The sequence below is a fragment of the Planococcus sp. CPCC 101016 genome (genome assembly GCF_007859295.1).
Taxonomy (GTDB): domain Bacteria; phylum Bacillota; class Bacilli; order Bacillales_A; family Planococcaceae; genus Planococcus.
Genome location: NZ_VOHB01000002.1, coordinates 2,380,651 through 2,406,702, shown reverse-complemented (window position 1 = coordinate 2,406,702; position 26,052 = coordinate 2,380,651). Strand labels below are relative to the sequence as shown.

The window sequence follows — 26,052 nt, the reverse complement described above, 5'->3', positions numbered from 1 at the left end:
CTGTAAACCGGTTCGGCCGGTTCACACATTTAAGCTATTCGCGACACTATCCGGAGGTGGATTACTATTAGCAAAGACATTAATGTAAATGAAGGTATTCGTGCACGTGAGTTGCGAGTTATTGATCAGAACGGTGAACAACTTGGCATCAAAACGCGTAACGAAGCACTTGAAATTGCAGCTCGTGTCAACTTGGATCTTGTTCTTGTGGCTCCTCAAGCTAAGCCGCCGGTTGCTCGTATCATGGACCATGGTAAGTTCAAGTTTGAGCAGCAGAAGAAAGATCGTGAAATCCGTAAAAATCAGAAAGTGATTGTCGTCAAAGAAGTTCGCTTAAGCCCTTCAATTGACGATCACGATTTCAACACGAAACTTCGCAATGCAATCAAGTTCCTTGAAAAAGGCGACAAAGTGAAAGCTTCTATTCGTTTTAAAGGCCGTGCGATTACGCACAAAGAAATCGGACAACGTGTACTTGAACGCTTCGCAGAAGCGTGCAAAGAAGTTGCTACGGTTGAGCAGCGCCCTAAAATGGATGGCCGCAGCATGTTCTTGATGCTTGCACCAGTCAACGAAAAAGAATAAGAGATCATTGTTTAGGAGGAATTCGAAATGCCGAAAATGAAAAGCCATAGCGGTGCGTCAAAACGTTTCAAAAAAACGGGTACAGGTAAAGTAAGACGCCACAGCTCACACACTAGCCACTTATTTGCAAACAAATCAACTAAGCAAAAGCGTAAACTTCGCAAAGGGAAACTTGTTTCTTCAGGCGACTTGAAACGCATCAAATCATTAATCTATAACATGAAGTAAGAAAAGCGTAAGCGCCCGTATAGATTCGACGGGCATAAGACGAAGAGGCAGAGCGGTGCTTTTTGCCGCACAGCCGCTTTAGCTTATGACCCCGAGAATCTGGGTGCTGAAGTCTAGACATGCAACAAAAAATCGAATTTTATATATTCAGCAGGAGGTAATGTGATATGCCACGCGTAAAAGGTGGAACAGTGACGCGCCAGCGTCGTAAAAAGGTCATTAAATTAGCAAAAGGTTATTATGGTGCAAAGCACATCCTTTTCAAAGTAGCAAACCAACAGGTGATGAAGTCAGGTAACTATGCTTACCGTGACCGTCGCAACAAAAAACGTGATTTCCGTAAACTATGGATCACACGTATCAACGCAGCAGCTCGCATGAACGACATTTCATACAGCCGTCTTATGCACGGATTGAAAGTTGCGGGCATCGACATCAACCGCAAAATGCTAGCTGAAATCGCTGTATCTGATGCAGCTGCATTTACAGCATTGGTTGACCAAGCAAAACAAGCAGTAGCTAAGTAATAAAAGCGCAAGCGCCTGTTTAGACCCGACAGGCTTAAGGCGGACCATCGAAGCGGCGTACCTTGCAGCACAGATGGGCTGACTTAAGACCCCGAGGGTCTAGGCGCTGAAGCTGGATAGTAATAAAAGCATAAATGACCGTTATGCTCCGACAGGCATAAGATGGACTTCCGAAGCGGCGTCTTTTGCCGCACAGGAAGAGCAGCTTATGACCCGAGGAGCAGGTCATTGAAGCTGGATAGTAATAAAAGCGCAAGCGCCTGTCATTGCAACCCATAGACCTCACACAACTAGAAAGCTGCAATGCTCAGGCGTTTAGCGCAACAATAAAAAAGACTGACGAATTTTCGTCAGTCTTTTCTTATGGAGGAAAATCGGATGTTTTTAATTATCTGCGGTTATTTTGCGATTTTGACAGTGATGGCCTTTGTGATGATGAAAGTTGATAAGCACCAAGCGCAGCGCCGGGGCCAGCGGATTCCGGAGAAGAATCTTTGGACAGTAGCAATTTTCGGTGGCGGCATCGGCGCTTATTTAGGTATGATGGCGTTCCGTCACAAAACGAAACACACAAATTTCCGCATTGGTTTCTTGATTCTAGCAATGCTGGATGCTGTCGTTCTAATTTGGAGTTATCAACAATTCTTTAACGGCTGAGCGAAATGCTCATTCTTCTTGTTTCATTAAGCGTTCTATTGGATTTTTCCAATTGATGCGGGCTTCAGGATAATTCATTAAAATTTCCTTTTCGAGAAATTGAAAATCTTCCTTGGTGAAGCCCTGCAATTTATCTGGATTTTCCACCCATACAAAAATGGAGACGACTTCAAAAGCATTTTCAGTAGTTCCCAGGTATTTTTCGCCTTCGAACAGAACGCCGCGAAGCGCGATAAAAAAGTTTTTTTGCACATTTTTTACATCATCGAGAAAATAATAAGTTCCTGATTCAAGCGCGGCATCCAATTTCCTTTTCGGATCTACGATATAACGGATCAATCGATAAAATAAGTAGATGATCAATGCCAGTACAATGAGGCGTATGAGAAAAGCCATTTGAATTACCTCCTAATTTACAGTATCCTGCTGTATGATATACGTGTGAGAAGTAGTTTGGTTTCAAGATTATTTTAATTTAAGGGAGAGAGTGTTATGAATTTGCAGGAATTGTTTAAGATGCAAGAAGAATTGGATCGTTTTATCCAGTCGAATCAGAAAATCGAAGAAGACGTTTTTCGCAAAAAAGGCTTGGCTTTATTAATAGAATTGGCAGAGCTTGCAAATGAAACGCGCTGTTTTAAGTTTTGGAGCACCAAAGGACCTTCAGCACGTTCAGTCATTCTGGAAGAATACGTCGATTCTATTCATTTCTTGTTATCTTTGGGAATTGAAAAGGATTTGAACACGCTGGAAGTTTGGCCGGATCCGGTTGCTAAAAAAGACCTGACAGAACTGTTTTTGCAGACGCAGCAAGCCATTCAAGAGTTTTTGGAGAATTATTCAATGTCCAACTTCATGGAAGTCTGGAGCTGTTATGGCGGACTGGCTGTAACGCTGGAGTTCAGCTATGAGGAAGTGCTTGAAGCCTACATCCAAAAGAATAAGACCAATTACGATCGGCAGCATAATGGCTACTGAAGAACGAATGTTTTGATAACTGAATTGAATTCGATTATAATATGATAGCAACGAATTATTTAGGAGGTCGAAATAATGGCTAATTTAGATGAAACCCAATTGATGCTCAAAGAGTTGACGGATGCTAACGCCATCCCAGGAAATGAGCGCCAATCACGTGAAATCATGAAAAAATACATAGCACCTTACGCAGATTCGATTGAAACAGACGGTCTTGGAAGTTTAATTGCAAAAAAAGAAGGCTTGGCTGACGGACCGAAAATCATGGTGGCCGGCCATTTAGATGAAGTCGGATTCATGATTACTCAAATCGACGATAAAGGGTTTTTGAAGTTCCAACCGGTAGGCGGCTGGTGGTCGCAAGTAATGCTGGCACAGCGCGTCACAATTACCACACGGAGTGGGAAAGAAATCATCGGCGTGATCGGTTCGAAACCGCCGCATATCCTCTCACCAGAAGCCCGCAAGAAGCCTGTTGAAATCAAAGACATGTTTATTGATATTGGCGCATCGTCCCGTGAAGAAACGAAAGAATGGGGAGTTACGCCAGGCGATATGGTTACACCGTATTTCGAATTTACAGTGATGAATAACGAGAAGCTGTTGATGGCGAAAGCTTGGGACAATCGCATTGGCTGCGCTATTGCTATCGATGTCCTTAAAGGACTAAAAGGTGTCGATCATCCGAACATTGTCTACGGAGTGGGCACGGTACAGGAAGAAATCGGCTTGCGCGGCGCCAAAACGGCCACTGCTAAAATCCAACCGGACATTGGTTTTGCTGTGGATGTAGGTATTGCCGGCGATACACCGGGAATTACCAGCAAAGAATCCAACAGTAAAATGGGCGACGGACCGCAATTGCTGTTGTTCGATGCGTCAATGGTTTCTCATCGTGGATTGCGCGAGTTGGTTGTGGACACAGCGGATGAAGCTGGCATTCCGTATCAATTCGAAACGATTGCTGGCGGTGGAACAGATGCCGGATCGATCCATCTGACAGCGAACGGCGTTCCGGCTTTGGCCATCGGTGTAGCCACCCGCTATATCCACTCGCATGCAGGTATTCTGCACCGCGATGATTACGAGAATGCAGTGAAACTGATTATCGAAGTGATTAAAAAGCTAGATAAAGATACGGTCGCGCGTATTACATTTGAATAAATTCTGCAACCCCTTCGCTTCGGCGGAGGGGTTTTTTTCTGCAAACAAGCTGCCGGATTCCGCAAACAAACTAGTTAATTCCGCAAATAAAACCAGTATTGCGCAAACAAACATCTACATTCCGCAAACAAGCACTTGAACTTTCGCTTTTCGTCTGCGAAAAGCAACCGTACAGAGTTTTGATCTCCTAAAAATCCTGGAAGTTGATAGAAGTCAAAAAAACGTATTACGGAATGAAACATGGCTTCATGATATACTTCAATTATTCTAAAAGGAGGTGCTCAATGAACAAGAATAAGATTGTTTTGCTGTCGGAAACGGAGTCGTTGGAAAGGTTGTTATGCCGCTTGCCGGAACATCATCCTCAGCGCCAATTCCTTCAAGTGGAGCTATTTAGGACGGCTGCCGGAAAGCGGGGAGAGGACAGGCTTGAACGAAAACTTATTGAGTTTAGTCCAGAAGAAAATCATCGATTTCTTCGGAATGTTTGCCTCACTTTAGGCGATTGGAAAGTACAGATAGATGGATTATTGCTGACAGAACGCGGCGCAATAGTCATCGAATCTAAAAACATCAGCGGCCAGCTGTATTTCAACAACTCCACAGGTGAATTCTCGAGAATCGATCTAGAGGGCATCCGAACCGTAATGGAAGATCCGACAAGCCAAGTGAATAAACATGTCCGCTTTCTGAAGAAATTCTTTAAACAGCATAAAATCAATTTGCCGATCGAAGGAGTGGTTGTTTTCACATCAAAGCATTGTGAATTTATGGTTAAGCCTGCATCTAATAACGTTTGTAAAACTTACCAACTGATTGATTATTTATTCGACATACTTCAAACTTTCCCCCAAAAAGTTGCCAATCAAAATTTGGCGAAAATCGATAAACTTCTTCAAAAATTTCACACCCCTTATAAACGGCATCCCTTATGCCAGCAATATAATATTGATGCCGGCGAGCTTCAATCGGGCATCTTGTGTCATAGCTGTAAAAAATTTAGTATGAGCCGCAGACATAAATCAGGTTGGCTGTGCGGAAGTTGCCAAACCGTGGATCCGCTCGCTTTTCAATATGCGCTTCAGGAGTATTTTTCGTTGATCGATACACAGCTCAGCAATCGTCAGATTCGCCAGTTCTGCAACCTTGAATCGCCCTATGTCGCTTCCCGTCTGCTTTCGACTTTTGAACTCGAAACAGCTGGCGCCTTGCGGAACCGAACTTATCAATTAAAGAAGACAAATTAGCTTCGCGCCTTTGGCGAAAAGCTTTTTTTATGCGTTCTGCAAACAAATTGCCCGATTCTGCAAATAACTTCCAGGATTCTGCAAGCAACGAGGGTTATTGCGCAAGCAACACCCAGTATTCCGCAAACAACCCGAAAAAAACTGCAAACAAACGACGAAACAGCTTAAAAGCCTTCATCTAAAAAGAAAGCTATGTTAACTATACTTGACCTAATGTTAAGTATAGTGTACATTATGTTATATAAACCGAACATCTGAACAGAAAGGGTGAAGCGGATGCTGAGGAACAGAGTAAAAGAATTGCGTGCACGATACGGCTTCACACAAAGCGATCTCGGAAAATTAACAGATGTGACCCGCCAAACGATTGCATTTATAGAAAAAGGGGAGTTTTCTCCATCCATTGCGCTGGCGTTGAAACTGGCCAAGGCATTGCAGACAAATGTCGATGAGTTATTTTGGTTAGAGGAGGATGAAAAAAATGAAAAATGATTTTCGCATGCAATATCCATTGTGGATGATGGGGTTTATTGTCGTGCTTGGAATGTTTGCTTATGGCGTCAGTTCACCGGTTACAAATGTAGTCAATACTGAGACAGAACAAAGCATCATGATTGAGTTTGAACCGGTAGCTGGATTTTTCGTTGTTGGTACAGCTGCACTTTATATCATAATGCTGGTAATTTTTATTTTTCGGCTATTGCGCCACAATAAAAAAAATCCAAACCAGAAAGTATCGCCATTTTCAGTTCGGCCTCTGGAATACTTAGAGCAAGATGAAGGAATGACATATATCACGCGCAAAGCATCTCAAAAGGTTTACACATTCATGTCTTGGAGCTTGCCGATGCTCGCGGTTTTTGCAATGGTTACTCCGTTGCCTCGTCTGTTCATCGTATGGGGGATTTTGCTAGTGGCTCTTATCCAATATGTGATTTATTACTTAGAAATCAGAAAACACTTCAAGGAGGAAATTGAATGATTTATGAATATTTTTTAATCTTTTTAGGAGCCGCCATTCCTTGGTTTGAAATCGCATTAGTGATTCCGCTGGGCATCATCTGGGGTTTGTCGCCGTTTTGGGTAATGGTGGTAGCATTTATCGGCAACATGCTGACGGTGCTGGCGTTGATTATCGGCTTTGATCGTTTTCAAATCTGGTACAACAAGCGTCAGGAAGCGAAAGGCAAAACGATTTCGAAAAAAAGTGAGCGCGCGAAAAACATTTGGAACCGATATGGTTTGCCCGGACTTGCCATGCTCGGCCCCATTCTGATCGGTACGCACATTGCAGCCTTCATTGGAATGACGCTAGGTGCGACCAAAAGGAATACGACTATCTGGCTGACATTCAGCATAGCGGTCTGGACATTGGCATTCGGCATTTTGACGGCACTTGGTTTTGATTTCTTCACGAGGGAAATCTAAGCTGTGTCCAGACTCCAGCGCCCAGCCCCTCGAGTCGCTTCAGCCTTTCCAGCAATGGCAAAGGATGCCATTACCGTAAAGGCTTCCAGCGCTTGTCGGGGCTAGATGGGCGCTTCCGCTTTTCTATATGCTATACTGGAACTACTCTGAAATAAAGGCGTGATCCTGTAATGAAAAGAATTGAATCGAACCAAAACTCGCTCGTCAAGCATTGGAAAAAGCTTGGTACGACCCGCAAAGAACGAGATAAATTTGCGGAATTCCTGGTGGAAGGCTTTCATTTGACGGAAGAGGCACTTCGCAAAAAAGACCTGGTGAAATCGCTGATTGTCCGAGAAGGCGTGGACATTCCTGCCAATTGGGATATTGAAGGAGTACCGCATTATTCTGTAACAGCTGCTGTAGCAAAAGAAATATCTGAAACCGAGCATACACAAGGGATTTTTGCTCATTGCGCGCAGCCTGAGTTTACAGAAGACGAGCAAAAAAACTGGACCAAGCTATTGATGATCGATGCAGTACAGGATCCCGGCAATATCGGCACGATGATCCGCACGGCATCAGCGAGCGGCATTGACGCAGTCATTCTCGGCAAGGGCTGTGCAGATCCTTTTAACCCGAAAACGGTCCGTTCGGCGCAAGGCTCCCATTTCCAGATTCCCGTCGTTAAAGGCGAATTGATCGACTGGACTGAACAAGCCAAAGCAAACGGCATCAAAATCTTTGGAACGGCGCTGCAGAATTCGGTGCCGGTCCACGAAGCTGAAACACATGACCAGTTCGCGTTGATTGTCGGAAATGAAGGCAGCGGCGTCGATCAAGTATTGCTGCAACAAACAGACGAGAATTTGATGGTGCCGCTTTACGGCAGCGCAGAATCGCTGAATGTCGCAGTCGCTACAGGCATTCTATTGTACAGTCTAGTACCAAAAAACTAAGTTTGATAAAAGCGTTGAACTTTCGTATAATGAGTAAGTAAATAAGTAAAAGCGAAGAACGGGAAAAGTACGTTGCGCCCTTACATCCCAGAGATTCCGCACCTTGACTGGAAGTGTGGATATGTAAACGCCTCAGAAGTTCACCCCGCGAGCTGCCCGACGGGACCAGTAGAAATGCTGTAAAGATGGGCCGGTGAAGAGCCGTTATGTAAATGAGTGATTGCTGTATGGCAATAACTAGGGTGGTACCGCGAATAATGCCTCGTCCCTTTTCTGGGACGGGGCTTTTTACTGTCTAAGGAGGAGAAAAAAATGGAAGCACAATTGCAGGAATTGAAAACACAGGCACTTGAAAGAATCGCTGAAGCTTCGACCGTCAAAGAATTGAACGATGTTCGTGTGGCCTATCTCGGGAAAAAAGGGCCGATAACGGATTTATTGAAAGGCATGGGAAAACTGCCGGCTGAAGAACGTCCGAAAATGGGTGCGTTGGTCAATGTTGTGCGCGAAGAAGTGACGACGCAATTAGAAGGCCGCATGGTTATTCTGGAAGAAGAAGCAATCAATCAAAAGCTGCAAAGCGAAACAATTGATATCACCTTACCGGGACGTCCTGTAAAAACAGGCAACTCGCATCCGTTGACGCGCGTTGTGGAAGAAATTGAAGATCTGTTTATCTCTATGGGCTATGAAGTTGCAGAAGGTCCGGAAGTCGAAAAAGACTATTACAATTTCGAAGCATTGAACTTGCCAAAAGGACATCCGGCACGAGATATGCAGGATTCCTTCTATATAACAGAAGATATTTTGCTGCGCACCCATACATCACCGGTACAGGCGCGGACGATGGAAGCAAAAGGCGGAGAGCCGATCAAAATCATCTGTCCGGGTAAAGTGTACCGCCGCGATAGCGATGACGCGACGCATTCGCATCAGTTCACACAAATCGAAGGATTGGTAATCGGGGAAGATATCCGCATGAGCGACTTGAAAGGGACACTGTCCGTATTCGCCAAGAAAATGTTCGGCGACGACCGGGAAATCCGTCTTCGCCCAAGTTTCTTCCCGTTCACGGAGCCTTCAGTTGAAATGGATATTTCCTGCTTCAAATGCGGCGGAAGCGGCTGCAACGTCTGCAAGAAAACTGGCTGGATCGAAATTCTGGGCGCTGGAATGGTGCATCCGAATGTACTTGAAATGGCCGGATATGATTCGAAACGCCTGACTGGATTCGCTTTCGGCATGGGGCCAGAGCGCATTGCCATGCTAAAATACGGTGTCGAAGATATCCGTCATTTCTACACGAACGATGTCCGCTTTTTATCCCAATTCCAACGTACAGAACTTTAAGGAGGAACTAACACATGCTCGTATCCATCAACTGGTTAAAAGACTACGTAAACACACAACAATTGCCGCCCGCTGAACTGGGCGAAAAAATAACGCGTTCCGGCATCGAAGTCGACGCAGTCATCGACCGTTCGCACGGTATGACCAATATCGTCGTGGGTTATGTTGAATCCTGCGTCAAACATCCGGAAGCGGATAAATTATCGATCTGCCAGGTCAATGTCGGTGAAGAAACCACACAGATCATCTGTGGTGCACCGAATATTGCAGCTGGCCAGAAAGTGATTGTGGCTCGTCCCGGCGCTAAACTTCCAGGGGATATCAAAATCAAGAAAGCTAAACTTCGCGGAGAAGAATCGAATGGAATGATTTGTTCATTGCAGGAGCTGGGCATTGAAGGCAAGCTGGTGCCAAAAGCATACGCGGAAGGCATTTATGTATTGCCTGAAGACGCTGAAACCGGTTCTGACGTTTTAACGAATTTCGACTTGGATGATACTGTGTTGGAGCTTGGTTTGACCCCGAACCGTGCAGACGCTATGAGTATGCTTGGAGTCGCTTATGAAGTAGGTGCGATTCTATCTGAAGAAGTCAAACTGCCTAAAATCAGTTACCCTGAAGCATCTGATACAGCTGCGTCCATGCTGACCTTGAATGTCGATGCACCTGAAGCCAATCCATTATATGTAGCAAAAGTTGTCCGCAACATTAAAGTGCAGGAGTCGCCAATGTGGCTGCAGCAGCGTTTGATGGCAGCCGGCGTCCGTCCGCATAATAACGTGGTCGACGTCACCAACTATATCTTGATGGAATATGGCCAGCCGCTTCACGCATTCGATTATGATGCCTTGGGTAGCGGCAATATCACGGTTCGTCACGCCAAAGAAGGCGAAATGATTACGACTTTGGACGATGCTGAACGTAAATTGTCCGGCCATCATCTCGTTATTACCAATGGCGAAAAACCAGTGGCGATAGCCGGTGTCATGGGCGGTGCCAATTCGGAAGTCAGCGAAACGACGACAACTGTTGTCATCGAATCCGCTTATTTCGCATCCGGTTCTGTCCGCCAAACTTCAAAAGACCACGGTCTTCGCAGTGATGCTAGTTCGCGCTATGAAAAAGGTGTAGATCCGAACCGTGTCATTCCAGCCGCAGAACGTGCAGCGCAATTGCTGTCCGAACTTGCTGGCGGGGAAGTGCTGGCTGGATCAGTGGTATTCGACGAGTTGAATAAAGAAGAGAGAATCGTCAAAGTTTCACCCGATTTCATCAACAGCCGTCTGGGGATGAAGATTTCATTCGAAGATATGTGGGATATTTTGAACCGCCTGAAATTCAATACCGAAGCAGCAAATGGCCAATTGGTAATCTCTGTGCCAACACGTCGCCAGGATATTCAGATTCCAGAAGATGTGGTAGAAGAAATCGCCCGCCTGTATGGCTACGACGAAATTCCGGCAACTTTGCCGGAAGCGGAAACCACACCGGGTGGTTTGACGCCTTATCAGGCAAAACGCCGCATCGTCCGCAACTTGATGGAAGGTGCAGGCTTGCTTCAAGCGACAACGTATTCACTGACTTCAGAGAAATCAGCGAAGCAATTTGCTTTGGAAGAAACAGAGACGACGCGTCTATTGATGCCAATGAGCGAAGAACGCAGTATCCTGCGCCAAAGCTTGCTTCCGCATTTATTGGAATCTGTCACATACAACACGGCAAGAAGAATGGATTCAGTAGCCTTATACGAAACCGGTTCGGTATTCCTTAAAGGCGATGACGAGCTATTAAACGAGCAGGAGCACCTGGCAGTTGCCATGACCGGCTTATGGCTCGACAACAGCTGGCAGGGTGAGAAAAAGCCCGTCGACTTTTTCGTCCTAAAAGGGATCGTGGAAAGTCTCGGCAACAAACTTGGCGTTCAATTAACCTTCGAACGTGGTCAAATGGATGATTTGCACCCAGGCAGAACGGCGTTCATCATGCTTGATGGCCAACGCATCGGCGTTATGGGTCAATTGCATCCGTCGGAACAAAAAGCGCGAGATTTAAAAACGACGATCGTTATGGAATTAAACCTGGCAGCCCTGTTGAATCTGGAGACAGAAGCATTGCTCTATACACCAGTGCCTCGCTATCCGTCAATTTCGCGTGATATTGCCTTAGTGCTTTCCAAAATCGTCGAAGCGGCAACAATTGAAACGGTGATTCGCAACGCAGGCGGCAAGCTGTTGAAAGACGTTCGTGTATTCGATCTGTATGAAGGCGATAAAATGGAAGAAGGCAAAAAATCAGTAGCATTTTCCTTAACCTACTTCGATCCTGAAAAAACCTTGACGGACGAAGAAGTGATCAATGCCCATGAAAAAGTATTGGCTGCTTTAACGGAAGTCGGAGCTGAATTGAGAAGCTAGAAGAATAAGGCATAGTCTAAAAGAGAGTAGAATCCTTGTGATTCTGCTCTCTTTTTATATTTATGAGTATCATGATATAAATAATTTACTTTTAATAGAAATTTTAATCATTTTTTCATAGTTTATATGATAATATTGAAATGTTGATTTCAAGAAAGTTCTTATGAATGAGTAAATTAGGGCGGAGGACGATCTTATGAAAATTATTAGGAAGAACGAAAAAGGGCTGACTCTAGTGGAAATCTTGGCAGCCTTAGTCATTCTGGGTATTGTACTAGTGAGCTTCATGAGTTTTTTTACACAATCCGCTAAGTTCACCACCTATAATTATGAAAAGCTGACAGCAGTTCAAGTTGCTGAAGATGTTATTTCGAATGTACGTGAAAAAGGGCTCGTGAGCTCTGACTATAGAACGCGTTATCCTCAATATACGATTGAAATTGTCAGTTCAAATGGACCAACACCTAATTTAAAGAGGGCAATCATCACAGTAAAATCAGCGCAAGGTACAAGAAGCAAGCAACCGGAATTTAAAACTGAGATGTATTATGAGGTGCCTGATGAATGACGAGCGAGGCATTACATTAGTTGAATTATTGGCGGTTTTGGCAATAATGGGCATTATCATAGTTGGAATCATGTCTGTACTTTCAACCGGCACGAACTCTGCTGATCGTACGTCTACCCGTCAAGAGATTCAACAGGAAGGCAATCTCATTGTGGAGAGGGTGCGTGCTTATTATCTGGAAAACCCTGCATCTACAACAACTGAGATCGTCAATGGCTGCAATAAAAATCAGTTGATCAATATCTCAGTTGCTTCGAATGGCAGCCAATTAAGAATGGATGGCGTCCTTATTTCGGAAGGATATACTTATGAATTAAGCGAAGGAACAACTCTATGCCGTGAAAAAAGATCTCCACTGAAACTAACCTTAAAAAAAGGTGGACAGGAATTTATCATCCAGACAGCATTCAGTAAATTAAACTAGGAGGAGCATAATGAAAGAGTTAAAAAGTGAAAAAGGCTATGCGCTATTGTTTGTTATGCTTTTGGTTGTGCTTTTCACGATCCTAGGACTTGGGTTGCTGCTGATGAATGTGAATGCCTCCAAGCAGTTTTCGATGAAGGAAGACCAGGTGCAGGCTCGGCATTACGCCGAAATGGGGTTGTTGCATTATCGGGCATTGGTTGAGGATGCAGTGGAAGTGTATAAGTTTTCAGCTACACAAGCAGGAGCGAGTACGGCACTTTCCAAAAGCCGCCAGGAGCTCTGCAATAAAATTCTGGCCATCGGCAAGGTTGAACAAAGCAGGATTGGAAGTTCATACAAGGTTCCAACAGCCACGTTGAGTGGATGTGCGTCTGGAGATTCAGGAAAGATTACGATTACAATGAACAGCACCGGAATTGCTCAAAGCGGCACAACCAAACTAGTTGAAGGCAGCATGGAAGTGACGCCTCCGACTATTGTTGCAAGCGGCGCAACTCCCACGACTGGACCCGCTATCCCTTCTAAGCCGGTAAACAATACCGGTCAAGCGCCAATCACTTCTTATCCTTCATCGGGCGAGGTTAGGGGATTTGTGGAATTAAATGCACCATTTACAATTAATAGAGCTTCTTATAATTATGAATCGTTTATTATTAATACTCAGGAATCGACGACTGCATTAATGGTTGCCGGTGGTAATAACGATGAATCACTTAAGGTTGAAAAAGACTTGTATATCGGTGGTGGTGTGCATTCACAAAACCACATCTGCATTTACGTCCAAGGGAACTTGACTGTTCTAGGTAATATAAATTTGGGACCTCATAGTTTGATTCTGGTTTATGGAGATGCCTATCTAAAAGGCTCAGTAGCACTTAGAAACTCAACCGCTAAAATCCATGTGATAGGAAATACTTATGTAGGGGCCTCTAAAACATTGACTAATGCTTACAAAAATTTTGGAGGATATACCAATAGTTGTGCAAGTGTCGTTACGTGGCCCGATCCGATAGAAGTCGCTCAAAATGGGAAGGAATACAATTGGAACTTGAATAACGACCTGTATACCATTTACCATTAAACGAAAACCCTCGAGAATCTTTCTCGAGGGTTTTCGTTTACCTACGTCGCTTCCCAGCCAAAACCTTCGCCTTCTGCGTATTGGCAAAATGGTGCTTTGTTAAGCCTTTCAAATACTCCTCACCGTGCTTAAGGATAATCTTCGCCGCTGCCTCGTCGACAATCTTTCCAGCGCCTTTCGGCAACGTGACTCCGGCTGTCGTGCTCATGCGGTCCATTTCTTCCAGAAAAGCAACGCGGGCGATGATGGAGGCGCACGCGACTGAGACATGCAGACCTTCCGCTTTTGTCGAGAACAGGACGTTCTCACGAATGATTTCCGGTTCTTCTTTAATATGCTTGTAGTAGATGCCGCGTTCGGCAAACTGGTCAATCAGGATGGCGTCGGGTTTTTCAGGCGCAATTTTAGTTAAAACGTGCTTAAGGGCTTGATTGTGCAGCAGGGCTTTTATTTTCCCTTGTGACCAGCCTTGGCTTTGAACTTTGTTGTATTTATCATTTTTCAAGGTTAATACCTTATGGGGAAATGCTTCTCTTAAGTCAGGTGCTACTTGGCGCATCCAAGTATCGGTCAGCTGCTTGGAATCTTTGACGCCGAGTTCGTGGGCAAGTTCGACTTTATCCGCTGGCACATAGCAGGCGGCGACAGTGATCGGTCCAAAGAAATCGCCGGTTCCGGTTTCGTCTGAACCCAAAACAGAGAGTTTGGCAAATCCATCCGGCAATTTATCGCCTTTAGTGGAAGCGGTCTTTTCAACCGCAGCATCTGCTGCACCCCATTTGGCTGCTTCCCGCTCGGCTCCGTTTCCTTGGAACATAACTTTTCCGGAAGTATAGACGGTCACGACTGTATCCGGCAGTTTAGCACTGAAGCGGGCGTAAGGATTCTTGGTCGAAATCTTGTTTTTCTCATAATGTGACATTACCTGAAGGAGACTTTCTTCTGGTAATTTCAGAACTGTATTTGACATGGACGAGTCACCTTTCTTTGATTCACAATCAGCTTGTGTTCATGGTATGATGGTCTATAGAATTCCAAAGGGGGATATTGCATTGTCAGAGCAACATAAAATTCACACGGTCGTTGACATCTATGGCAACACCTATAAAATGGTCGGTACCGAAACATCTGGCCACATGCGTCTGGTTGCATCGATAGTTGACAGCAAGATGCGGGAAATCAATGCCTTGAATCCATCGCTGGATCAGGCGAAGCTTGCCGTTTTGACTGCATCAAATGCGGTACATGACTATCTTAAACTGAAAGAGCAAGTTGAACAATTAGAAAATGAATTGAAAAAACTGAAGGGTTGACGTGGATGATTGATATACTTTTATTAATCCTACTGATCGGTGGCATCATCGTGGGCGCCAAAAGAGGTTTTGTTGTCCAGCTGATTCATATGATCGGATTTATTATTGCACTTGTCGTGGCCTATAAATACTACAAACCCTTGTCCGAATACTTTGTGTTGTGGATTCCTTATCCGGCTGTAAACGAGAATTCCCAGTTTACGCTGGTAGTCGAACAATTAGACTTGGAACAAACTTTCTATCAATTACTGGCATTTGCCTTGATTTTCTTTGTGGTGAAGTTCGCCTTGCAGTTGATTGCATCCATGTTCGATTTTTTGAAGTATTTGCCTGTACTCGGATTTTTCAGCAAAATCCTTGGGGCGGTGCTAGGGTTTATTGAAGCATACATACTGCTCTTTATTTTCGTCTATGTGTTTGCGCTGCTTCCGTTGGATGCTGTGCAAAGCAGATTGGAGAATTCAGGAATTGCGCAGTCTATGCTGGAGCATACGCCTTATTTCTCTGAGAAAGTGAAGGAATGGTGGTATATTTATATGTAGTAGGAACTTCTCTCTTACGAGGGAAGTTTTTTTAATCGAAATGGGGGGCTCTTGGTGAATAAGAAGATTATCATCAGAACGCTTGAAAAAATTGCGTTATACATGGAACTCAAAGGGGAAAACCCGTTTAAAGTATCGGCTTTCCGTAAAGCTGCCCAAGCGCTTGAACTGGACCAGCGCAGCTTGGATGAAATGGAAGATGTCACTAAACTTAAAGGCATTGGCAAAGGGACTGGAGATGTCATTCTGGAATTGATCAATGACGGCAAGTCTACGGTTCTGGAAGAGCTTCAGGAAGAAGTGCCGAAAGGTCTTGTCCCGATGATGAAGCTTCAAGGAATGGGCGGCAAGAAGATTGCCAAGCTTTACAAGGAACTGGGGATTGATTCAATGGAAGCTTTAAAGACAGCTTGCTTGAACAATGAAATCCAGAAACTTCCAGGATTCGGTCCGAAATCAGAAGAAAAAATCTTAAAAGAGTTAAATGATTTTGAAACGAAACCAGATCGTCAGCCAATTTGGAAAACAGAGGAAACGGTGGCATTCATCAAAGATGTACTTACTACGATTGCGGAAGTAACAGAGTATTCGGTGGCCGGTAGTTTCCGCAGAACCAAAGAAACCAGCAAGGACCTGGACTTCATCATTGCTACTGCTGAGCCGGCACGCGTAAAAGAACAATTGCTTGCAGCTTTGCCTGTACAGGAGACAATTGCTTCAGGGGACACGAAAGTGTCGGTGACCGTCGATGTGCTGGAGCCGATCGATGTCGATTTCAGACTGGTAGCACCGGAAGAATTCGTAACGGCGCTGCATCATTTTACCGGATCGAAAGACCATAATGTGAAAATGCGGCAGTTAGCGAAATCTCAGAATAAAAAAATCTCTGAGTACGGAGTAGAGCAGGAAGATGGATCTGTTGCGACGTTTAAATCTGAAAAAGATTTTTTTGCGCATTTTGGCTTGCCATTCATTCCGCCATCCGTGCGGGAAGATGGCCGCGAATTGGATCGCTTGGATGAATTGTCTGAGTTGGTGACAATCGAAGACATTCAAGGCGATCTGCATATGCATACTACTTGGTCGGATGGCGCCAATTCGTTGAATGAAATGATTGAAGCGTGTATAGCGAAATCATATCAATACATGGTCATCACCGACCATTCGCAATATTTGAAAGTCGCAAACGGCTTGACGCCTGAGCGATTGACAGAACAGCATGCCCTAATCCGTCAAGTAAATGAACAATACCCGGCAATTGAAGTGCTGTCAGGTACAGAAATGGATATTCTGCCTGATGCCACTCTTGATTTTAACGATGAACTATTAAAGCAGTTGGATTTTGTCATTGCCAGCATCCATTCAAGTTTCCAACAGCCGCAGGAACAGATCATGGAACGCATATTAACAGCCATGAAAAATCCGTACGTGCATATGATTGCGCATCCGACCGGCAGAATCGTAGGTCAGCGTGAAGGCTACGACCCGGATGTTGAGCAGATTTTGGATTGGGCAAAAGAATACGGCAAGATCGTCGAATTGAACGCCAGTCCTTACCGCTTGGATTTGGCTGTTCCATATTTAGTGATGGCACAGGAAAAAGGCGTTCCGGTAGCTATCAATACGGATGCGCACGCGATCGAAGGCTTGGAAGTCATGGGAACCGGTGTCAAACATGCCCAAAAAGCCTGGTTGAAAAAAGACACGGTGGTAAATACATGGTCGCTTGAAAAGCTGAAAGAATACTTGAACCATAAGTGAGGAATAGTTTTATTCTATTTGCATATAATAATACCAAGGTATAAAAGAAACAGCGAAGACTCCTACGCAAACCTGTAGCAGCTGACACCGCAATGACTTGTCGCGTCAGCTGCATACTGCAGATTCGAAAGCGGAGTTGTTTTTCTGAATATCGATGTATTAAATATTACGTATATTCAACGTTAGGAGGGTCTTGAATGATCGCAGAACGCGCATTAAGGACACTTGAATTTTATAAAATTCGCAATGAAGTAGCACGTTACTGTACTTCGTCACTCGGAAAAGCCCATGTGGATAATTTATTGCCATCCACGGATATAAATGAAGTCAATCGATTACTAGAACAGATGGATGAAGGCGCGCAAGTATTGCGTGTTAAAAATAATGTGCCGATGGGCGGAATTTTTGATATCCGTATGCATGCACGTCGGGCTCAAATTGGCGGAAGCCTGAGTCCAATGGAGTTGATGGAGGTTTCATCGACCATCCGCGCGAGCCGGATTTTGCGCCAGTTTTTTGAAACGATTCAGGAAGAAGCGGTGATTCAAATTCCGCATTTCCTGGAGAAAAAAGAATCAATGCCAATTCTGACTGCTCTTGAGCATGCCATCAACATTTGTATTGACGATAACGGCGCTGTATTGGACAGCGCGAGCTCTGAATTGCGTTCAATCCGCCAGCAATTGCGGACACAGGAAAGCCGAGTCCGTGAACGGCTCGAAAGCCTGGTGCGCGGAAAAAATGCCTCGAAAATGTTATCGGATTCCATAGTGACAATCCGAAACGACCGTTTTGTTATTCCGGTTAAACAAGAATACCGCAGCCATTATGGCGGCATTGTGCATGACCAATCTTCTTCAGGACAAACACTGTTTATTGAACCAGATGCAGTGGTACAGGCGAATAATGAAGTGCGCCGTCTCAAGATGAAGGAAAAGGAAGAAATCGATCGCATCCTGCTCATGCTCTCAGCGCAGGTGCAGGAAGTGGCACATGAATTATTCGTCTTGGTTGAAGTTCTGGGAGAAATTGATTTGATCCTGGCAAAAGCGAAATACGGCTCAGCCCATAGAGGCACAAAGCCGGTGATGAATACTGAAGGCTATATCAATTTACGAAAAGCCCGCCATCCTTTGATTCCAAAAGATGAAGTGGTGCCGAACGATATTGAATTCGGTGGGGACATCACAGCGATCGTCATCACAGGACCAAATACAGGCGGTAAAACGGTCACCTTGAAAACTGTCGGACTGTCGACATTGATGGCGCAATCCGGATTGCCGGTGCCGGCACTCGACGGCTCTGAATTGGCGGTATTCGATCAAATTTTTGCGGATATCGGTGATGAACAGTCGATTGAACAAAGCTTGAGTACCTTTTCTTCCCACATGGTCAACATTGTTGATATCCTAACAAAGTTTGATGAGAATTCTTTAGTGATTTTCGATGAGCTCGGAGCAGGTACAGATCCTCAGGAAGGTGCCGCTTTGGCTATTTCCTTATTGGACGAAGTTCATGGCAGGGGTGCGCGTGTCATTGCGACGACGCATTATCCTGAATTGAAAGCATATGGCTTTAATCGCCCAGGTGTGGCAAATGCCAGCGTAGAATTTGATGTGGAAACATTAAGCCCAACATACCGTCTTTTGATCGGAGTGCCTGGCCGAAGCAACGCCTTTGAAATTTCAAAGCGTCTTGGCTTGCCTGAGCATATCATCAATCATGCCAAGAGCTTTACGGGTGCTGACAGCAAAGCGGTCGATTCGATGATTGCGTCTCTTGAAAAGAGTCGCCGCGAAGCGGAACACGACGCTGAGAAAACCAAGGAAGTCTTAGCAGAATCCGAGCGGTTGAAAAAAGAGCTGGCACAGCAGCTGGAAGAATATGAGCAGCAAAAAGAACGGCTGGAAGAAAAAGCAAAAGAAAAAGCAAGGAAAATTGTCGATCAGGCAAGGGCAGAAGCGGAAGCCGTCATATCGGAATTGCGAAAAATGCAACTCAATCAAGGGTCATCGGTTAAAGAGCATGAGCTGATTGACGCAAAGAAACGGCTGGAAGATGCCATGCCTCAAAATCGCATCTTAAAAAAAGCGGCTAAAGACAATGCAGCGAAACCTTTGAAGCCAAATGACGAAGTCAAAGTGATTTCTTTTGGACAGAAAGGTACGTTGGTTGAGAAAGTGTCGAAAAATGAATGGATTGTCCAAATCGGTATTTTGAAGATGAAATTGCCTGAATCTGATTTATCTTATACAAAACCGGAGAAGCAGAAAGAAACTCGGACCATGGCAACGTTGAAAGACCGTGACAGCCATGTGAAAATGGAACTCGATTTGCGCGGTGAACGATATGAAGATGCATTGGCACGTGTTGAAAAATACCTGGACGATGCGTTACTATCAAATTACCATCAAGTGTCGATCATTCATGGAAAAGGGACAGGTGCATTGCGCCAAGGTGTCCAACAATATTTGAAAAAACATCCGCGAGTGAAAAACTACCGTTTTGGTGAAGCAGGGGAAGGCGGCTCCGGTGTGACCGTTGCCGAATTAAAGTAAGTTTCCGCAGAGGAGTATAAGAAATGACAGAAACAGGATTTTGGACACATCCGCTGGTGGAATCTGCTGGCTATTTTAGTGTGGTAGTTTTATGCTTGATCGTCTCCATGGTGATTTTCGAAATGGTGACAAAATACAATAACTGGGAACAAATCAAAAAAGGCAATTTGTCAGTGGCGATGGCGACAGGCGGAAAGATTTTTGGGGTCACCAATATTTTCCGCTTTTCCATCGAACAGCATAATTCCTTATTTGAAATGATCGGTTGGGGGCTATTCGGTTTTACTTTGCTGATTTTTGCTTATATTCTGTTTGAGTTCCTGACGCCTAAATTTAAAGTGGATGATGAAATTGAGCAGGATAACCGCTCTGTCGGTTTCATTTCAATGACCATCTCTGTCGGACTATCGTTTGTCATCGGAGCCAGTATTCAATAGGAGTTGGATGTCATGGAAAACCTTATAAAGATTCTTTTCGTTTTTTGCGCAATCTTTTTGATTGTGGGAGTCATTTTTCTGTTCATCCTGTGAAGGATAGAAGCCAGCCTTGAGCTGGCTTTTTTTATGTGTAAATTACCGGCTTCTAGTGGGTAATTTCATATGTTTGCTATTCTTTCAACATATTTTGAAATAAAGTTTGAAAGCGGTATCATTTTTCTCTATAATTAAAAATAGGAATATTCGCACGATTCTAATAAATAGTAGGAGGTCAAAAGAATGACAGAAAAGCCATGGCTCGCACATTACCCGCCGGAAATTCCTCATACGCTGTCTTATCCGAGCATGCCGGTACAGGAATATTTAACAAAGGCATATGAGAAATACCCGCAAAAAGTGGCCATTCATTTCATGGGCAAGGAACTGTCTTATGAGGAACTTTATCAATCCTCGATGAAGTTTGGCAATTATCTTCAGAAGATCGGCATTAAAAAAGGTGACCGGGTCTCGATTATGCTTCCGAACTGTCCGCAAGCGGTCATCAGCTTTTACGGCATCCTCTATGCCGGCGGGGTAGTCGTTATGACCAATCCGCTTTATACAGAAAGGGAAATTGCTTACCAAATGAAAGATTCGGGTGCAAAGGCTATTATTGGGCTGGACATCCTGTTTCCAAAAATTTCAAAAGCATTGAAACAAACAGACTTGGAAAATGTTATTGTCACCGGTATTAAGGATTACCTAACCTTCCCAAAAAATATGGTTTATCCGTTTATCCAGAAAAAACAGTATGGCATGACCGTCAAAGTCGAACACAGAGGCATTAATCACCTGTTCACTGAAGTCATGAAAACCTCACAACCGACTGTTGTGGAAACGCCTTTCGATTTCGAGGAAGACCTGGCTTTGCTGCAATACACTGGCGGAACGACTGGCTCTCCAAAAGGAGTTATGCTGACTCATAAAAACATCATCTCAAATGCAACGATGTGCGACAGCTGGCTTTATAGATGCAAAAAAGGCGAAGAGACGATTATGGGCATCATCCCGCTATTCCATGTTTATGGCTTGACGACGGTATTGATTCTATCCGTGATGCTTGGCAATAAGATGGTGCTGCTGCCTAAGTTCGATCCGGAAACAGCATTGAAGACCATCAATAAACAAAAGCCTACTCTTTTCCCTGGCGCACCGACACTTTATATTGGATTGATGAATCATCCCGATATCGCAAAATACGATTTGTCTTCGATTGAAGCGTGTCTAAGCGGTTCAGCGCCATTGCCGGCGGAAGTGCAGGAGAAATTTGAAAAGCTGACTGGCGGTAAATTGGTTGAAGGCTATGGACTTACGGAAACTTCACCGGTCAGCCATTCAAATTTGGTATGGGGAGAACGGACAAAAGGTTCAGTAGGACTGCCATATCCGGATACAGATTGCAAAATATTCCAGACCGGCACAACAAATCCGGTTCCGCCAGGTGAAATTGGAGAAATTGCCATTAAAGGCCCGCAAGTGATGAAAGGTTATTGGAATAAGCCGGAAGAGACGGCAGCAACAATCGTCGATGGATGGTTATTGACTGGAGACCTTGGCTATATGGATGAGGGAGGACACTTCTTTATTGTTGACCGTAAAAAAGATATGATTATTGCGGGCGGTTTCAATATCTATCCACGTGAAATCGAAGAAGTGCTGTATGAACACGAAGCCATTCAAGAATGTGTGGTGGCTGGAATACCAGATCCATATCGCGGTGAGACAGTAAAAGCATACATTGTGCTGAAAGAAGGGTATACTGTAACAGAAGAGGAACTCAATGCTCACTGTCGCGAACATTTGGCTTCATTCAAGGTGCCGCGCATTTATGAATTCCGCAAAGAACTGCCGAAAACAGCAGTCGGAAAAATTCTGCGCCGTTCACTGGTGGACGAAGAAGTCGCGAAACAAAACGAAGCGGTTCCATCGTAAGTGGATAATAACTTGACACATTATTGAATAAACTATAATATGAAAATATGAATGAATCGCCATTCATATTTTCATATTTTTTTGGGTGGTGACAGTATGGTAAAAAAAGATAAGCCGAAATATAAGCAAATCATTGATGCGGCAGTTATTGTCATCGCAGAAAATGGCTACCATCAGGCGCAGGTTTCAAAAATAGCTAAACAGGCTGGTGTAGCCGATGGAACCATTTATTTGTATTTCAAAAACAAAGAAGATATTTTGATTTCCGTATTTCAAGAGAAGATGGGTGTTTTTGTTAGCAAGCTGGAACAAATCATCTCTCGTGACTTGGATGCTGCATCCAAATTAGGACTGATGATTGAAAGTCATTTTGAACTTTTGGCAAGTGACATTCATTTAGCAATTGTTACGCAGCTCGAGCTGCGGCAGTCCAATTATGAAATTCGTATGAAGATTAATAACGTGCTGCGGGAATACTTGAAGCTGATGGACAAAATCTTGGTCAAAGGCATGGAAGACGGAGAATTTGATGCAGCAATGGATATTCGTTTAGCCAGACAGATGGTTTTTGGTACAATGGATGAGACCATCACGACATGGGTCATGAATGACCATAAGTATGATTTAGTCGAACTCGCACCGAAAGTTCAGCGTATGCTGCTGAAAGGCATGCAGGCTTAAAGAGAGGGGCTCAATTGGATGGAATTTATCAGTTGGAAGAAAGAAGATGGGGTAGCTGTAGCGACGATTAATCGCCCACCGGCAAATGCACTGTCGCGTTCACTTATTTTGGAAGTAGATGAATTGTTGAACCAAGTGGAAAATGATGAAGAAGTTCGCGTCGTCGTCATCCATGGAGAAGGAAGGTTCTTTTCCGCAGGAGCTGACATCAAGGAGTTTACGCAAGTATCTTCAGGAGAAGAATTTTCGAAATTATCCGCGAGCGGCCAGGAAGTTTTTGAACGTGTTGAAACCTTCCATAAACCGGTGATCGCAGCGATCCATGGAGCAGCTTTAGGCGGCGGATTGGAATTGGCAATGAGTTGCCATATGCGATTTGTTACTGAAAATGCTAAACTGGGATTACCGGAGCTTCAATTAGGTTTGATTCCCGGATTTGCTGGTACGCAGCGCCTGCCGAGATATGTAGGGGCAGCGAAAGCGGCAGAGATGCTGCTGACGAGTGATCCGATTTCCGGAACAGAAGCAGCCCAGTATGGTTTGGCTAATCGTGCTTATGCAGAAGAAGACTTACTTTCGGAAACGCTTTCAATTGCGCGGAAGATTGCGAAAAAAAGCCCGGTTTCTGTCAAAGCGGCGATTGAGATGTTGCAGTACACCAAGCCCGCCTCATACCATGAAGGCGTAAATGCTGAAGCACAATCTTTTGGAACCGTTTTTGTTTCAGAAGATGCAAAAGAAGGAATCCAGGCTTTCCTGGAAAAACGTGAAGCACAATTTAAAGGGAAATAATACTTGGGAGGTTTACGTTCATGAACATTTATGTATTGGTAAAACGTACGTTTGACACAGAAGAGAAAATCGTCGTTTCAGGTGGACAAATCCAGGAAGACGGAGCGGAATTCATCATCAATCCTTACGATGAGTACGCAATTGAAGAAGCAATCACAGTGCGTGACGCACACGGCGGCGAAGTGACAGTGGTCACAATCGGCAGCGACGAAGCAGAGAAACAGCTGCGCACAGCACTTGCAATGGGCGCTGACAAAGCTGTATTGATCAATACAGAAGACGATATTGAAGAAATGGACCAGTTTACTTCTGCGTACATACTGGCTGAATACTTGAAAGACAAAGAAGCTGACTTGATTTTGGCAGGAAACGTAGCAATCGATGGCGGCTCTGGACAAGTTGGACCGCGTGTTGCCGATTTGCTTGGCATCAACTATGTTACGACAATTACAAGCTTGAACATTGAAGGCGATACCGTAACCATCGTCCGTGATATCGAAGGGGATGCGGAAGAATTGGAAACATCATTGCCGCTTCTGGTAACTGCTCAGCAAGGCTTGAACGAGCCGCGTTATCCATCACTTCCAGGAATCATGAAAGCGAAGAAAAAACCGCTTGAGGAATTGGAATTGGATGACTTGGATATCGAAGAAGACGATGTTGAAGCGAAAACTGAAACAATCGAAATTTACTTGCCTCCGAAAAAAGCGGCTGGCCGTATTCTTGAAGGCGACATCTCCAACCAGGTATCAGAACTGGTAGGCCTGCTGCGCAACGAAGCGAAGGTTATATAACGAAAAGCGGAAGTGCCTGTTCAGCTCTGAAAGGCATAGTGTCCAAAGAGTTGGGTACTTCCATTTGAATACCGGCTAATTAACATTCCACATATTTTCACATCTACTTAGGGGGTAAACGGACTATGGCGAAAAAAGTATTAGTTTTAGGCGAAACGCGCGAAGGCGCTTTGCGTAATGTCTCATTTGAAGCAATTGCAGCTGCCAAGAAAATTTCAGGAGGCGGAGAAGTAGTAGGCGTTCTTATTGGGGATTCAGTTGCTGATTTCGGCAACGAATTGATCGCATACGGAGCTGACCGTGTCGTAACGGTTGAACATCCACACTTGAAGTCCTATACATCTGACGGCTATGGACAGGCGTTTATGGCAGTCGTTGAACAGGAAAATCCAGAAGGTCTTGTCTTTGGCCATACAGCAGTCGGCAAAGATTTGGCGCCGAAAATCGCATCCAAGTTGCAAGCTGGATTAATTTCAGATGTAACGGATATCGAAGGCGAAGGCGATGATGCAGTTTTCATTCGCCCAATCTTCTCAGGTAAGGCATTTGAAAAGGTGAAGTTAAAAGAAGGCGTTGATTTTATTACAGTGCGTTCAAACAACATTGCTCCGCTTGAAAGACAAGAACGTTCAGGTGAAGTCACTTCATTGTCTGTGGATATCACAAACTTACGGACAATCATCAAAAACGTAGTGCGCAAATCATCTGAAGGTGTCGATCTTTCTGAAGCGAAAGTGATCGTCGCTGGTGGCCGTGGCGTCAAGAGCTCAGAAGGATTTGAACCTTTGCAGGAATTGGCGAATCTTCTTGGCGGTGCTGTCGGAGCTTCGCGTGGAGCTTGTGATGCGGATTACTGCGATTACTCTCTACAAATCGGACAGACAGGCAAAGTGGTAACACCTGATTTGTATATCGCAGCAGGTATTTCTGGAGCTATCCAGCACATGGCCGGTATGTCCAACTCGAAAGTGATCGTTGCGATCAATAAAGACCCGGAAGCGAACATTTTCAAAGTTGCTGATTACGGCATTGTTGGAGACTTGTTCGAAGTCATTCCGATGTTAACTGAAGAATTCAAGAAGGTTATGTAATTTTGAGTGGTGGCAGGTCGAATAGACCTGCCGCCATTTTTCGTTTAAAAGCAGGAAATGCCGGGTAATGAAAGAGTAGGCAAAAAAATAGCTAGTGTTTTTATCGCATGCTATACTCTGTATATAGTTTGGTTTAATCATAAGGAGGAATTATTCATGGCAATCGTACACGGCACAGATCAGAACTTTTCACAAGAAGTATCAGAAGGACTCGTTTTAGTAGATTTTTGGGCAACTTGGTGCGGACCATGTAAAATGATCGCTCCAGTCCTAGAAGAATTAGACGCTGAAATGAGCGATAAAGTTAAAATTGTAAAAGTTGATGTGGATCAAAACCAGGAAACAGCTGGAAATTACGGCATCATGTCAATTCCGACTTTGTTATTGATGAAAGACGGCGAGACAGTTGATAAAGTAGTTGGTTTCAGACCAAAAGAAGCATTGGCTGAATTGGTTGAAAAACACGCATAATTCTTAACCGGGTCCAGTAATGGCGCCCGGTTTTTTAATAGGGTGAGAT

At 44.4% G+C, this 26,052-nt stretch carries 29 protein-coding genes and 1 other annotated feature; of the genes, 27 read left to right on the top strand and 2 right to left on the bottom strand.

Annotated elements, in window-relative coordinates; all coding sequences use genetic code 11:
* Positions 1 to 78: 78 nt before the first annotated feature.
* The 4 genes from infC (at position 79) to FQV26_RS11475 (ending at position 1,997) form a co-directional block, all read left to right on the top strand.
* Complete coding sequence (gene infC, locus FQV26_RS11490; protein WP_040852855.1) at positions 79 to 585, top strand: translation initiation factor IF-3; 507 nt, start codon at positions 79 to 81, stop codon at positions 583 to 585.
* A gap of 27 nt (positions 586 to 612) precedes the next feature.
* Positions 613 to 813: a 50S ribosomal protein L35 gene (rpmI, locus tag FQV26_RS11485; protein WP_008432253.1), complete on the top strand. Its 201-nt coding sequence runs from the start codon at positions 613 to 615 to the stop codon at positions 811 to 813.
* Positions 814 to 980: 167 nt separating this feature from the next.
* Positions 981 to 1,340, top strand: a complete 360-nt coding sequence (gene rplT / locus FQV26_RS11480) for a 50S ribosomal protein L20 (protein WP_146557605.1) — start codon at positions 981 to 983, stop codon at positions 1,338 to 1,340.
* A gap of 378 nt (positions 1,341 to 1,718) precedes the next feature.
* A complete protein-coding gene (locus FQV26_RS11475; protein WP_146557604.1) occupies positions 1,719 to 1,997 on the top strand; it encodes a DUF1294 domain-containing protein in 279 nt (92 codons plus the stop codon).
* Positions 1,998 to 2,006: 9 nt separating this feature from the next.
* Here FQV26_RS11475 and FQV26_RS11470 read toward each other — a convergent pair whose 3' ends face one another.
* On the bottom strand, positions 2,007 to 2,393 hold the full coding sequence (locus FQV26_RS11470) for a sigma-w pathway protein ysdB (RefSeq protein WP_146557603.1): 387 nt from the start codon (positions 2,391 to 2,393) through the stop codon (positions 2,007 to 2,009).
* 96 nt (positions 2,394 to 2,489) lie between these two features.
* Here FQV26_RS11470 and FQV26_RS11465 point away from each other — a divergent pair, with 96 nt between their 5' ends.
* The 12 genes from FQV26_RS11465 to FQV26_RS18800 all read left to right on the top strand — a co-directional run bounded on the left by FQV26_RS11465 (position 2,490) and on the right by FQV26_RS18800 (position 13,592).
* The gene (locus FQV26_RS11465) at positions 2,490 to 2,975 is read left to right on the top strand and encodes a dUTP diphosphatase (protein ID WP_146557602.1); all 486 of its coding nucleotides are present in this window, start codon (positions 2,490 to 2,492) and stop codon (positions 2,973 to 2,975) included.
* Positions 2,976 to 3,050: 75 nt separating this feature from the next.
* Entirely contained in the window at positions 3,051 to 4,139 is a 1,089-nt protein-coding gene (locus FQV26_RS11460; protein WP_146557601.1) for a M42 family metallopeptidase, read from the top strand.
* Between the two features lie 284 nt (positions 4,140 to 4,423).
* A complete protein-coding gene (locus FQV26_RS11455) occupies positions 4,424 to 5,386 on the top strand; it encodes a nuclease-related domain-containing protein (RefSeq protein ID WP_146557600.1) in 963 nt (320 codons plus the stop codon).
* A 276-nt stretch (positions 5,387 to 5,662) separates the two neighbouring features.
* Complete coding sequence (locus FQV26_RS11450; RefSeq protein WP_146557599.1) at positions 5,663 to 5,878, top strand: helix-turn-helix transcriptional regulator; 216 nt, start codon at positions 5,663 to 5,665, stop codon at positions 5,876 to 5,878.
* The gene (locus tag FQV26_RS11445; RefSeq protein WP_146557598.1) at positions 5,868 to 6,368 is read left to right on the top strand and encodes a hypothetical protein; all 501 of its coding nucleotides are present in this window, start codon (positions 5,868 to 5,870) and stop codon (positions 6,366 to 6,368) included. Before FQV26_RS11450 ends, FQV26_RS11445 begins: the two co-directional genes overlap by 11 nt.
* Positions 6,365 to 6,814, top strand: a complete 450-nt coding sequence (locus FQV26_RS11440; protein ID WP_146557597.1) for a small multi-drug export protein — start codon at positions 6,365 to 6,367, stop codon at positions 6,812 to 6,814. The genes FQV26_RS11445 and FQV26_RS11440 overlap by 4 nt, the downstream gene beginning before the upstream one ends.
* A 170-nt stretch (positions 6,815 to 6,984) precedes the next feature.
* Positions 6,985 to 7,752: a TrmH family RNA methyltransferase gene (locus FQV26_RS11435; protein WP_146557596.1), complete on the top strand. Its 768-nt coding sequence runs from the start codon at positions 6,985 to 6,987 to the stop codon at positions 7,750 to 7,752.
* Positions 7,753 to 7,797: 45 nt separating this feature from the next.
* Positions 7,798 to 8,025, top strand: a binding site (T-box leader).
* Positions 8,026 to 8,064: 39 nt separating this feature from the next.
* Positions 8,065 to 9,102, top strand: coding sequence for a phenylalanine--tRNA ligase subunit alpha (pheS, locus tag FQV26_RS11430; RefSeq protein ID WP_146557595.1), 1,038 nt, complete (start codon positions 8,065 to 8,067; stop codon positions 9,100 to 9,102).
* Between the two features lie 14 nt (positions 9,103 to 9,116).
* Positions 9,117 to 11,516 (top strand): phenylalanine--tRNA ligase subunit beta, encoded by a 2,400-nt coding sequence (gene pheT / locus FQV26_RS11425; protein ID WP_146557594.1) that lies wholly within the window; start codon positions 9,117 to 9,119, stop codon positions 11,514 to 11,516.
* A 196-nt stretch (positions 11,517 to 11,712) separates the two neighbouring features.
* Positions 11,713 to 12,084, top strand: coding sequence for a type IV pilus modification PilV family protein (locus FQV26_RS11420; protein ID WP_146557593.1), 372 nt, complete (start codon positions 11,713 to 11,715; stop codon positions 12,082 to 12,084).
* Complete coding sequence (locus tag FQV26_RS11415; RefSeq protein ID WP_186759771.1) at positions 12,077 to 12,508, top strand: type II secretion system protein; 432 nt, start codon at positions 12,077 to 12,079, stop codon at positions 12,506 to 12,508. Before FQV26_RS11420 ends, FQV26_RS11415 begins: the two co-directional genes overlap by 8 nt.
* 10 nt (positions 12,509 to 12,518) lie before the next feature.
* The gene (locus FQV26_RS18800) at positions 12,519 to 13,592 is read left to right on the top strand and encodes a hypothetical protein (RefSeq protein ID WP_186759769.1); all 1,074 of its coding nucleotides are present in this window, start codon (positions 12,519 to 12,521) and stop codon (positions 13,590 to 13,592) included.
* Between the two features lie 37 nt (positions 13,593 to 13,629).
* Here FQV26_RS18800 and rnhC read toward each other — a convergent pair whose 3' ends face one another.
* The gene (gene rnhC / locus FQV26_RS11405) at positions 13,630 to 14,562 is read right to left on the bottom strand and encodes a ribonuclease HIII (protein WP_146557591.1); all 933 of its coding nucleotides are present in this window, start codon (positions 14,560 to 14,562) and stop codon (positions 13,630 to 13,632) included.
* A gap of 82 nt (positions 14,563 to 14,644) precedes the next feature.
* On the opposite strand from rnhC, the gene zapA reads away from it, so the two are divergent.
* The 11 genes from zapA (at position 14,645) to trxA (ending at position 26,003) form a co-directional block, all read left to right on the top strand.
* Positions 14,645 to 14,905, top strand: a complete 261-nt coding sequence (gene zapA / locus FQV26_RS11400) for a cell division protein ZapA (protein ID WP_065537053.1) — start codon at positions 14,645 to 14,647, stop codon at positions 14,903 to 14,905.
* A 5-nt stretch (positions 14,906 to 14,910) separates the two neighbouring features.
* Positions 14,911 to 15,447, top strand: coding sequence for a CvpA family protein (locus FQV26_RS11395; protein ID WP_146557590.1), 537 nt, complete (start codon positions 14,911 to 14,913; stop codon positions 15,445 to 15,447).
* Between the two features lie 54 nt (positions 15,448 to 15,501).
* Entirely contained in the window at positions 15,502 to 17,208 is a 1,707-nt protein-coding gene (gene polX, locus FQV26_RS11390) for a DNA polymerase/3'-5' exonuclease PolX (protein WP_146557589.1), read from the top strand.
* Positions 17,209 to 17,405: 197 nt separating this feature from the next.
* Positions 17,406 to 19,766 carry an endonuclease MutS2 gene (locus FQV26_RS11385; protein WP_146557588.1) on the top strand — a complete coding sequence of 787 codons (2,361 nt, stop codon included), beginning with the start codon at positions 17,406 to 17,408 and terminating at the stop codon, positions 19,764 to 19,766.
* Positions 19,767 to 19,789: 23 nt separating this feature from the next.
* Complete coding sequence (locus tag FQV26_RS11380) at positions 19,790 to 20,203, top strand: DUF350 domain-containing protein (protein ID WP_146557587.1); 414 nt, start codon at positions 19,790 to 19,792, stop codon at positions 20,201 to 20,203.
* Between the two features lie 279 nt (positions 20,204 to 20,482).
* A complete protein-coding gene (locus FQV26_RS11375) occupies positions 20,483 to 22,174 on the top strand; it encodes an AMP-binding protein (protein ID WP_146557586.1) in 1,692 nt (563 codons plus the stop codon).
* Positions 22,175 to 22,270: 96 nt separating this feature from the next.
* A complete protein-coding gene (locus FQV26_RS11370; protein ID WP_146557585.1) occupies positions 22,271 to 22,855 on the top strand; it encodes a fatty acid metabolism transcriptional regulator FadR in 585 nt (194 codons plus the stop codon).
* 18 nt (positions 22,856 to 22,873) lie between these two features.
* Entirely contained in the window at positions 22,874 to 23,647 is a 774-nt protein-coding gene (locus FQV26_RS11365; protein WP_146557584.1) for an enoyl-CoA hydratase, read from the top strand.
* Between the two features lie 20 nt (positions 23,648 to 23,667).
* The gene (locus FQV26_RS11360) at positions 23,668 to 24,441 is read left to right on the top strand and encodes an electron transfer flavoprotein subunit beta/FixA family protein (RefSeq protein WP_146557583.1); all 774 of its coding nucleotides are present in this window, start codon (positions 23,668 to 23,670) and stop codon (positions 24,439 to 24,441) included.
* 125 nt (positions 24,442 to 24,566) lie between these two features.
* On the top strand, positions 24,567 to 25,532 hold the full coding sequence (locus FQV26_RS11355) for an electron transfer flavoprotein subunit alpha/FixB family protein (protein ID WP_146557582.1): 966 nt from the start codon (positions 24,567 to 24,569) through the stop codon (positions 25,530 to 25,532).
* A gap of 156 nt (positions 25,533 to 25,688) precedes the next feature.
* Complete coding sequence (gene trxA / locus FQV26_RS11350; protein WP_008431421.1) at positions 25,689 to 26,003, top strand: thioredoxin; 315 nt, start codon at positions 25,689 to 25,691, stop codon at positions 26,001 to 26,003.
* The last annotated feature ends 49 nt before the right edge of the window (positions 26,004 to 26,052 follow it).

What these genes read in the sequence shown, in the direction of transcription:
- rpmI (WP_008432253.1), top strand. Translation starts at nt 613, where the DNA reads ATGCCGAAAATGAAAAGCCATAGCGGTGCGTCAAAACGTTTCAAAAAA.
- rplT (WP_146557605.1), top strand. Translation starts at nt 981, where the DNA reads ATGCCACGCGTAAAAGGTGGAACAGTGACGCGCCAGCGTCGTAAAAAG.
- FQV26_RS11475 (WP_146557604.1), top strand. Translation starts at nt 1,719, where the DNA reads ATGTTTTTAATTATCTGCGGTTATTTTGCGATTTTGACAGTGATGGCC.
- FQV26_RS11470 (WP_146557603.1), bottom strand. Translation starts at nt 2,393, where the DNA reads ATGGCTTTTCTCATACGCCTCATTGTACTGGCATTGATCATCTACTTA.
- FQV26_RS11465 (WP_146557602.1), top strand. Translation starts at nt 2,490, where the DNA reads ATGAATTTGCAGGAATTGTTTAAGATGCAAGAAGAATTGGATCGTTTT.
- FQV26_RS11460 (WP_146557601.1), top strand. Translation starts at nt 3,051, where the DNA reads ATGGCTAATTTAGATGAAACCCAATTGATGCTCAAAGAGTTGACGGAT.
- FQV26_RS11455 (WP_146557600.1), top strand. Translation starts at nt 4,424, where the DNA reads ATGAACAAGAATAAGATTGTTTTGCTGTCGGAAACGGAGTCGTTGGAA.
- FQV26_RS11450 (WP_146557599.1), top strand. Translation starts at nt 5,663, where the DNA reads ATGCTGAGGAACAGAGTAAAAGAATTGCGTGCACGATACGGCTTCACA.
- FQV26_RS11445 (WP_146557598.1), top strand. Translation starts at nt 5,868, where the DNA reads ATGAAAAATGATTTTCGCATGCAATATCCATTGTGGATGATGGGGTTT.
- FQV26_RS11440 (WP_146557597.1), top strand. Translation starts at nt 6,365, where the DNA reads ATGATTTATGAATATTTTTTAATCTTTTTAGGAGCCGCCATTCCTTGG.
- FQV26_RS11435 (WP_146557596.1), top strand. Translation starts at nt 6,985, where the DNA reads ATGAAAAGAATTGAATCGAACCAAAACTCGCTCGTCAAGCATTGGAAA.
- pheS (WP_146557595.1), top strand. Translation starts at nt 8,065, where the DNA reads ATGGAAGCACAATTGCAGGAATTGAAAACACAGGCACTTGAAAGAATC.
- pheT (WP_146557594.1), top strand. Translation starts at nt 9,117, where the DNA reads ATGCTCGTATCCATCAACTGGTTAAAAGACTACGTAAACACACAACAA.
- FQV26_RS11420 (WP_146557593.1), top strand. Translation starts at nt 11,713, where the DNA reads ATGAAAATTATTAGGAAGAACGAAAAAGGGCTGACTCTAGTGGAAATC.
- FQV26_RS11415 (WP_186759771.1), top strand. Translation starts at nt 12,077, where the DNA reads ATGAATGACGAGCGAGGCATTACATTAGTTGAATTATTGGCGGTTTTG.
- FQV26_RS18800 (WP_186759769.1), top strand. Translation starts at nt 12,519, where the DNA reads ATGAAAGAGTTAAAAAGTGAAAAAGGCTATGCGCTATTGTTTGTTATG.
- rnhC (WP_146557591.1), bottom strand. Translation starts at nt 14,562, where the DNA reads ATGTCAAATACAGTTCTGAAATTACCAGAAGAAAGTCTCCTTCAGGTA.
- FQV26_RS11395 (WP_146557590.1), top strand. Translation starts at nt 14,911, where the DNA reads ATGATTGATATACTTTTATTAATCCTACTGATCGGTGGCATCATCGTG.
- FQV26_RS11385 (WP_146557588.1), top strand. Translation starts at nt 17,406, where the DNA reads ATGATCGCAGAACGCGCATTAAGGACACTTGAATTTTATAAAATTCGC.
- FQV26_RS11380 (WP_146557587.1), top strand. Translation starts at nt 19,790, where the DNA reads ATGACAGAAACAGGATTTTGGACACATCCGCTGGTGGAATCTGCTGGC.
- FQV26_RS11375 (WP_146557586.1), top strand. Translation starts at nt 20,483, where the DNA reads ATGACAGAAAAGCCATGGCTCGCACATTACCCGCCGGAAATTCCTCAT.
- FQV26_RS11370 (WP_146557585.1), top strand. Translation starts at nt 22,271, where the DNA reads ATGGTAAAAAAAGATAAGCCGAAATATAAGCAAATCATTGATGCGGCA.
- FQV26_RS11365 (WP_146557584.1), top strand. Translation starts at nt 22,874, where the DNA reads ATGGAATTTATCAGTTGGAAGAAAGAAGATGGGGTAGCTGTAGCGACG.
- FQV26_RS11360 (WP_146557583.1), top strand. Translation starts at nt 23,668, where the DNA reads ATGAACATTTATGTATTGGTAAAACGTACGTTTGACACAGAAGAGAAA.
- FQV26_RS11355 (WP_146557582.1), top strand. Translation starts at nt 24,567, where the DNA reads ATGGCGAAAAAAGTATTAGTTTTAGGCGAAACGCGCGAAGGCGCTTTG.
- trxA (WP_008431421.1), top strand. Translation starts at nt 25,689, where the DNA reads ATGGCAATCGTACACGGCACAGATCAGAACTTTTCACAAGAAGTATCA.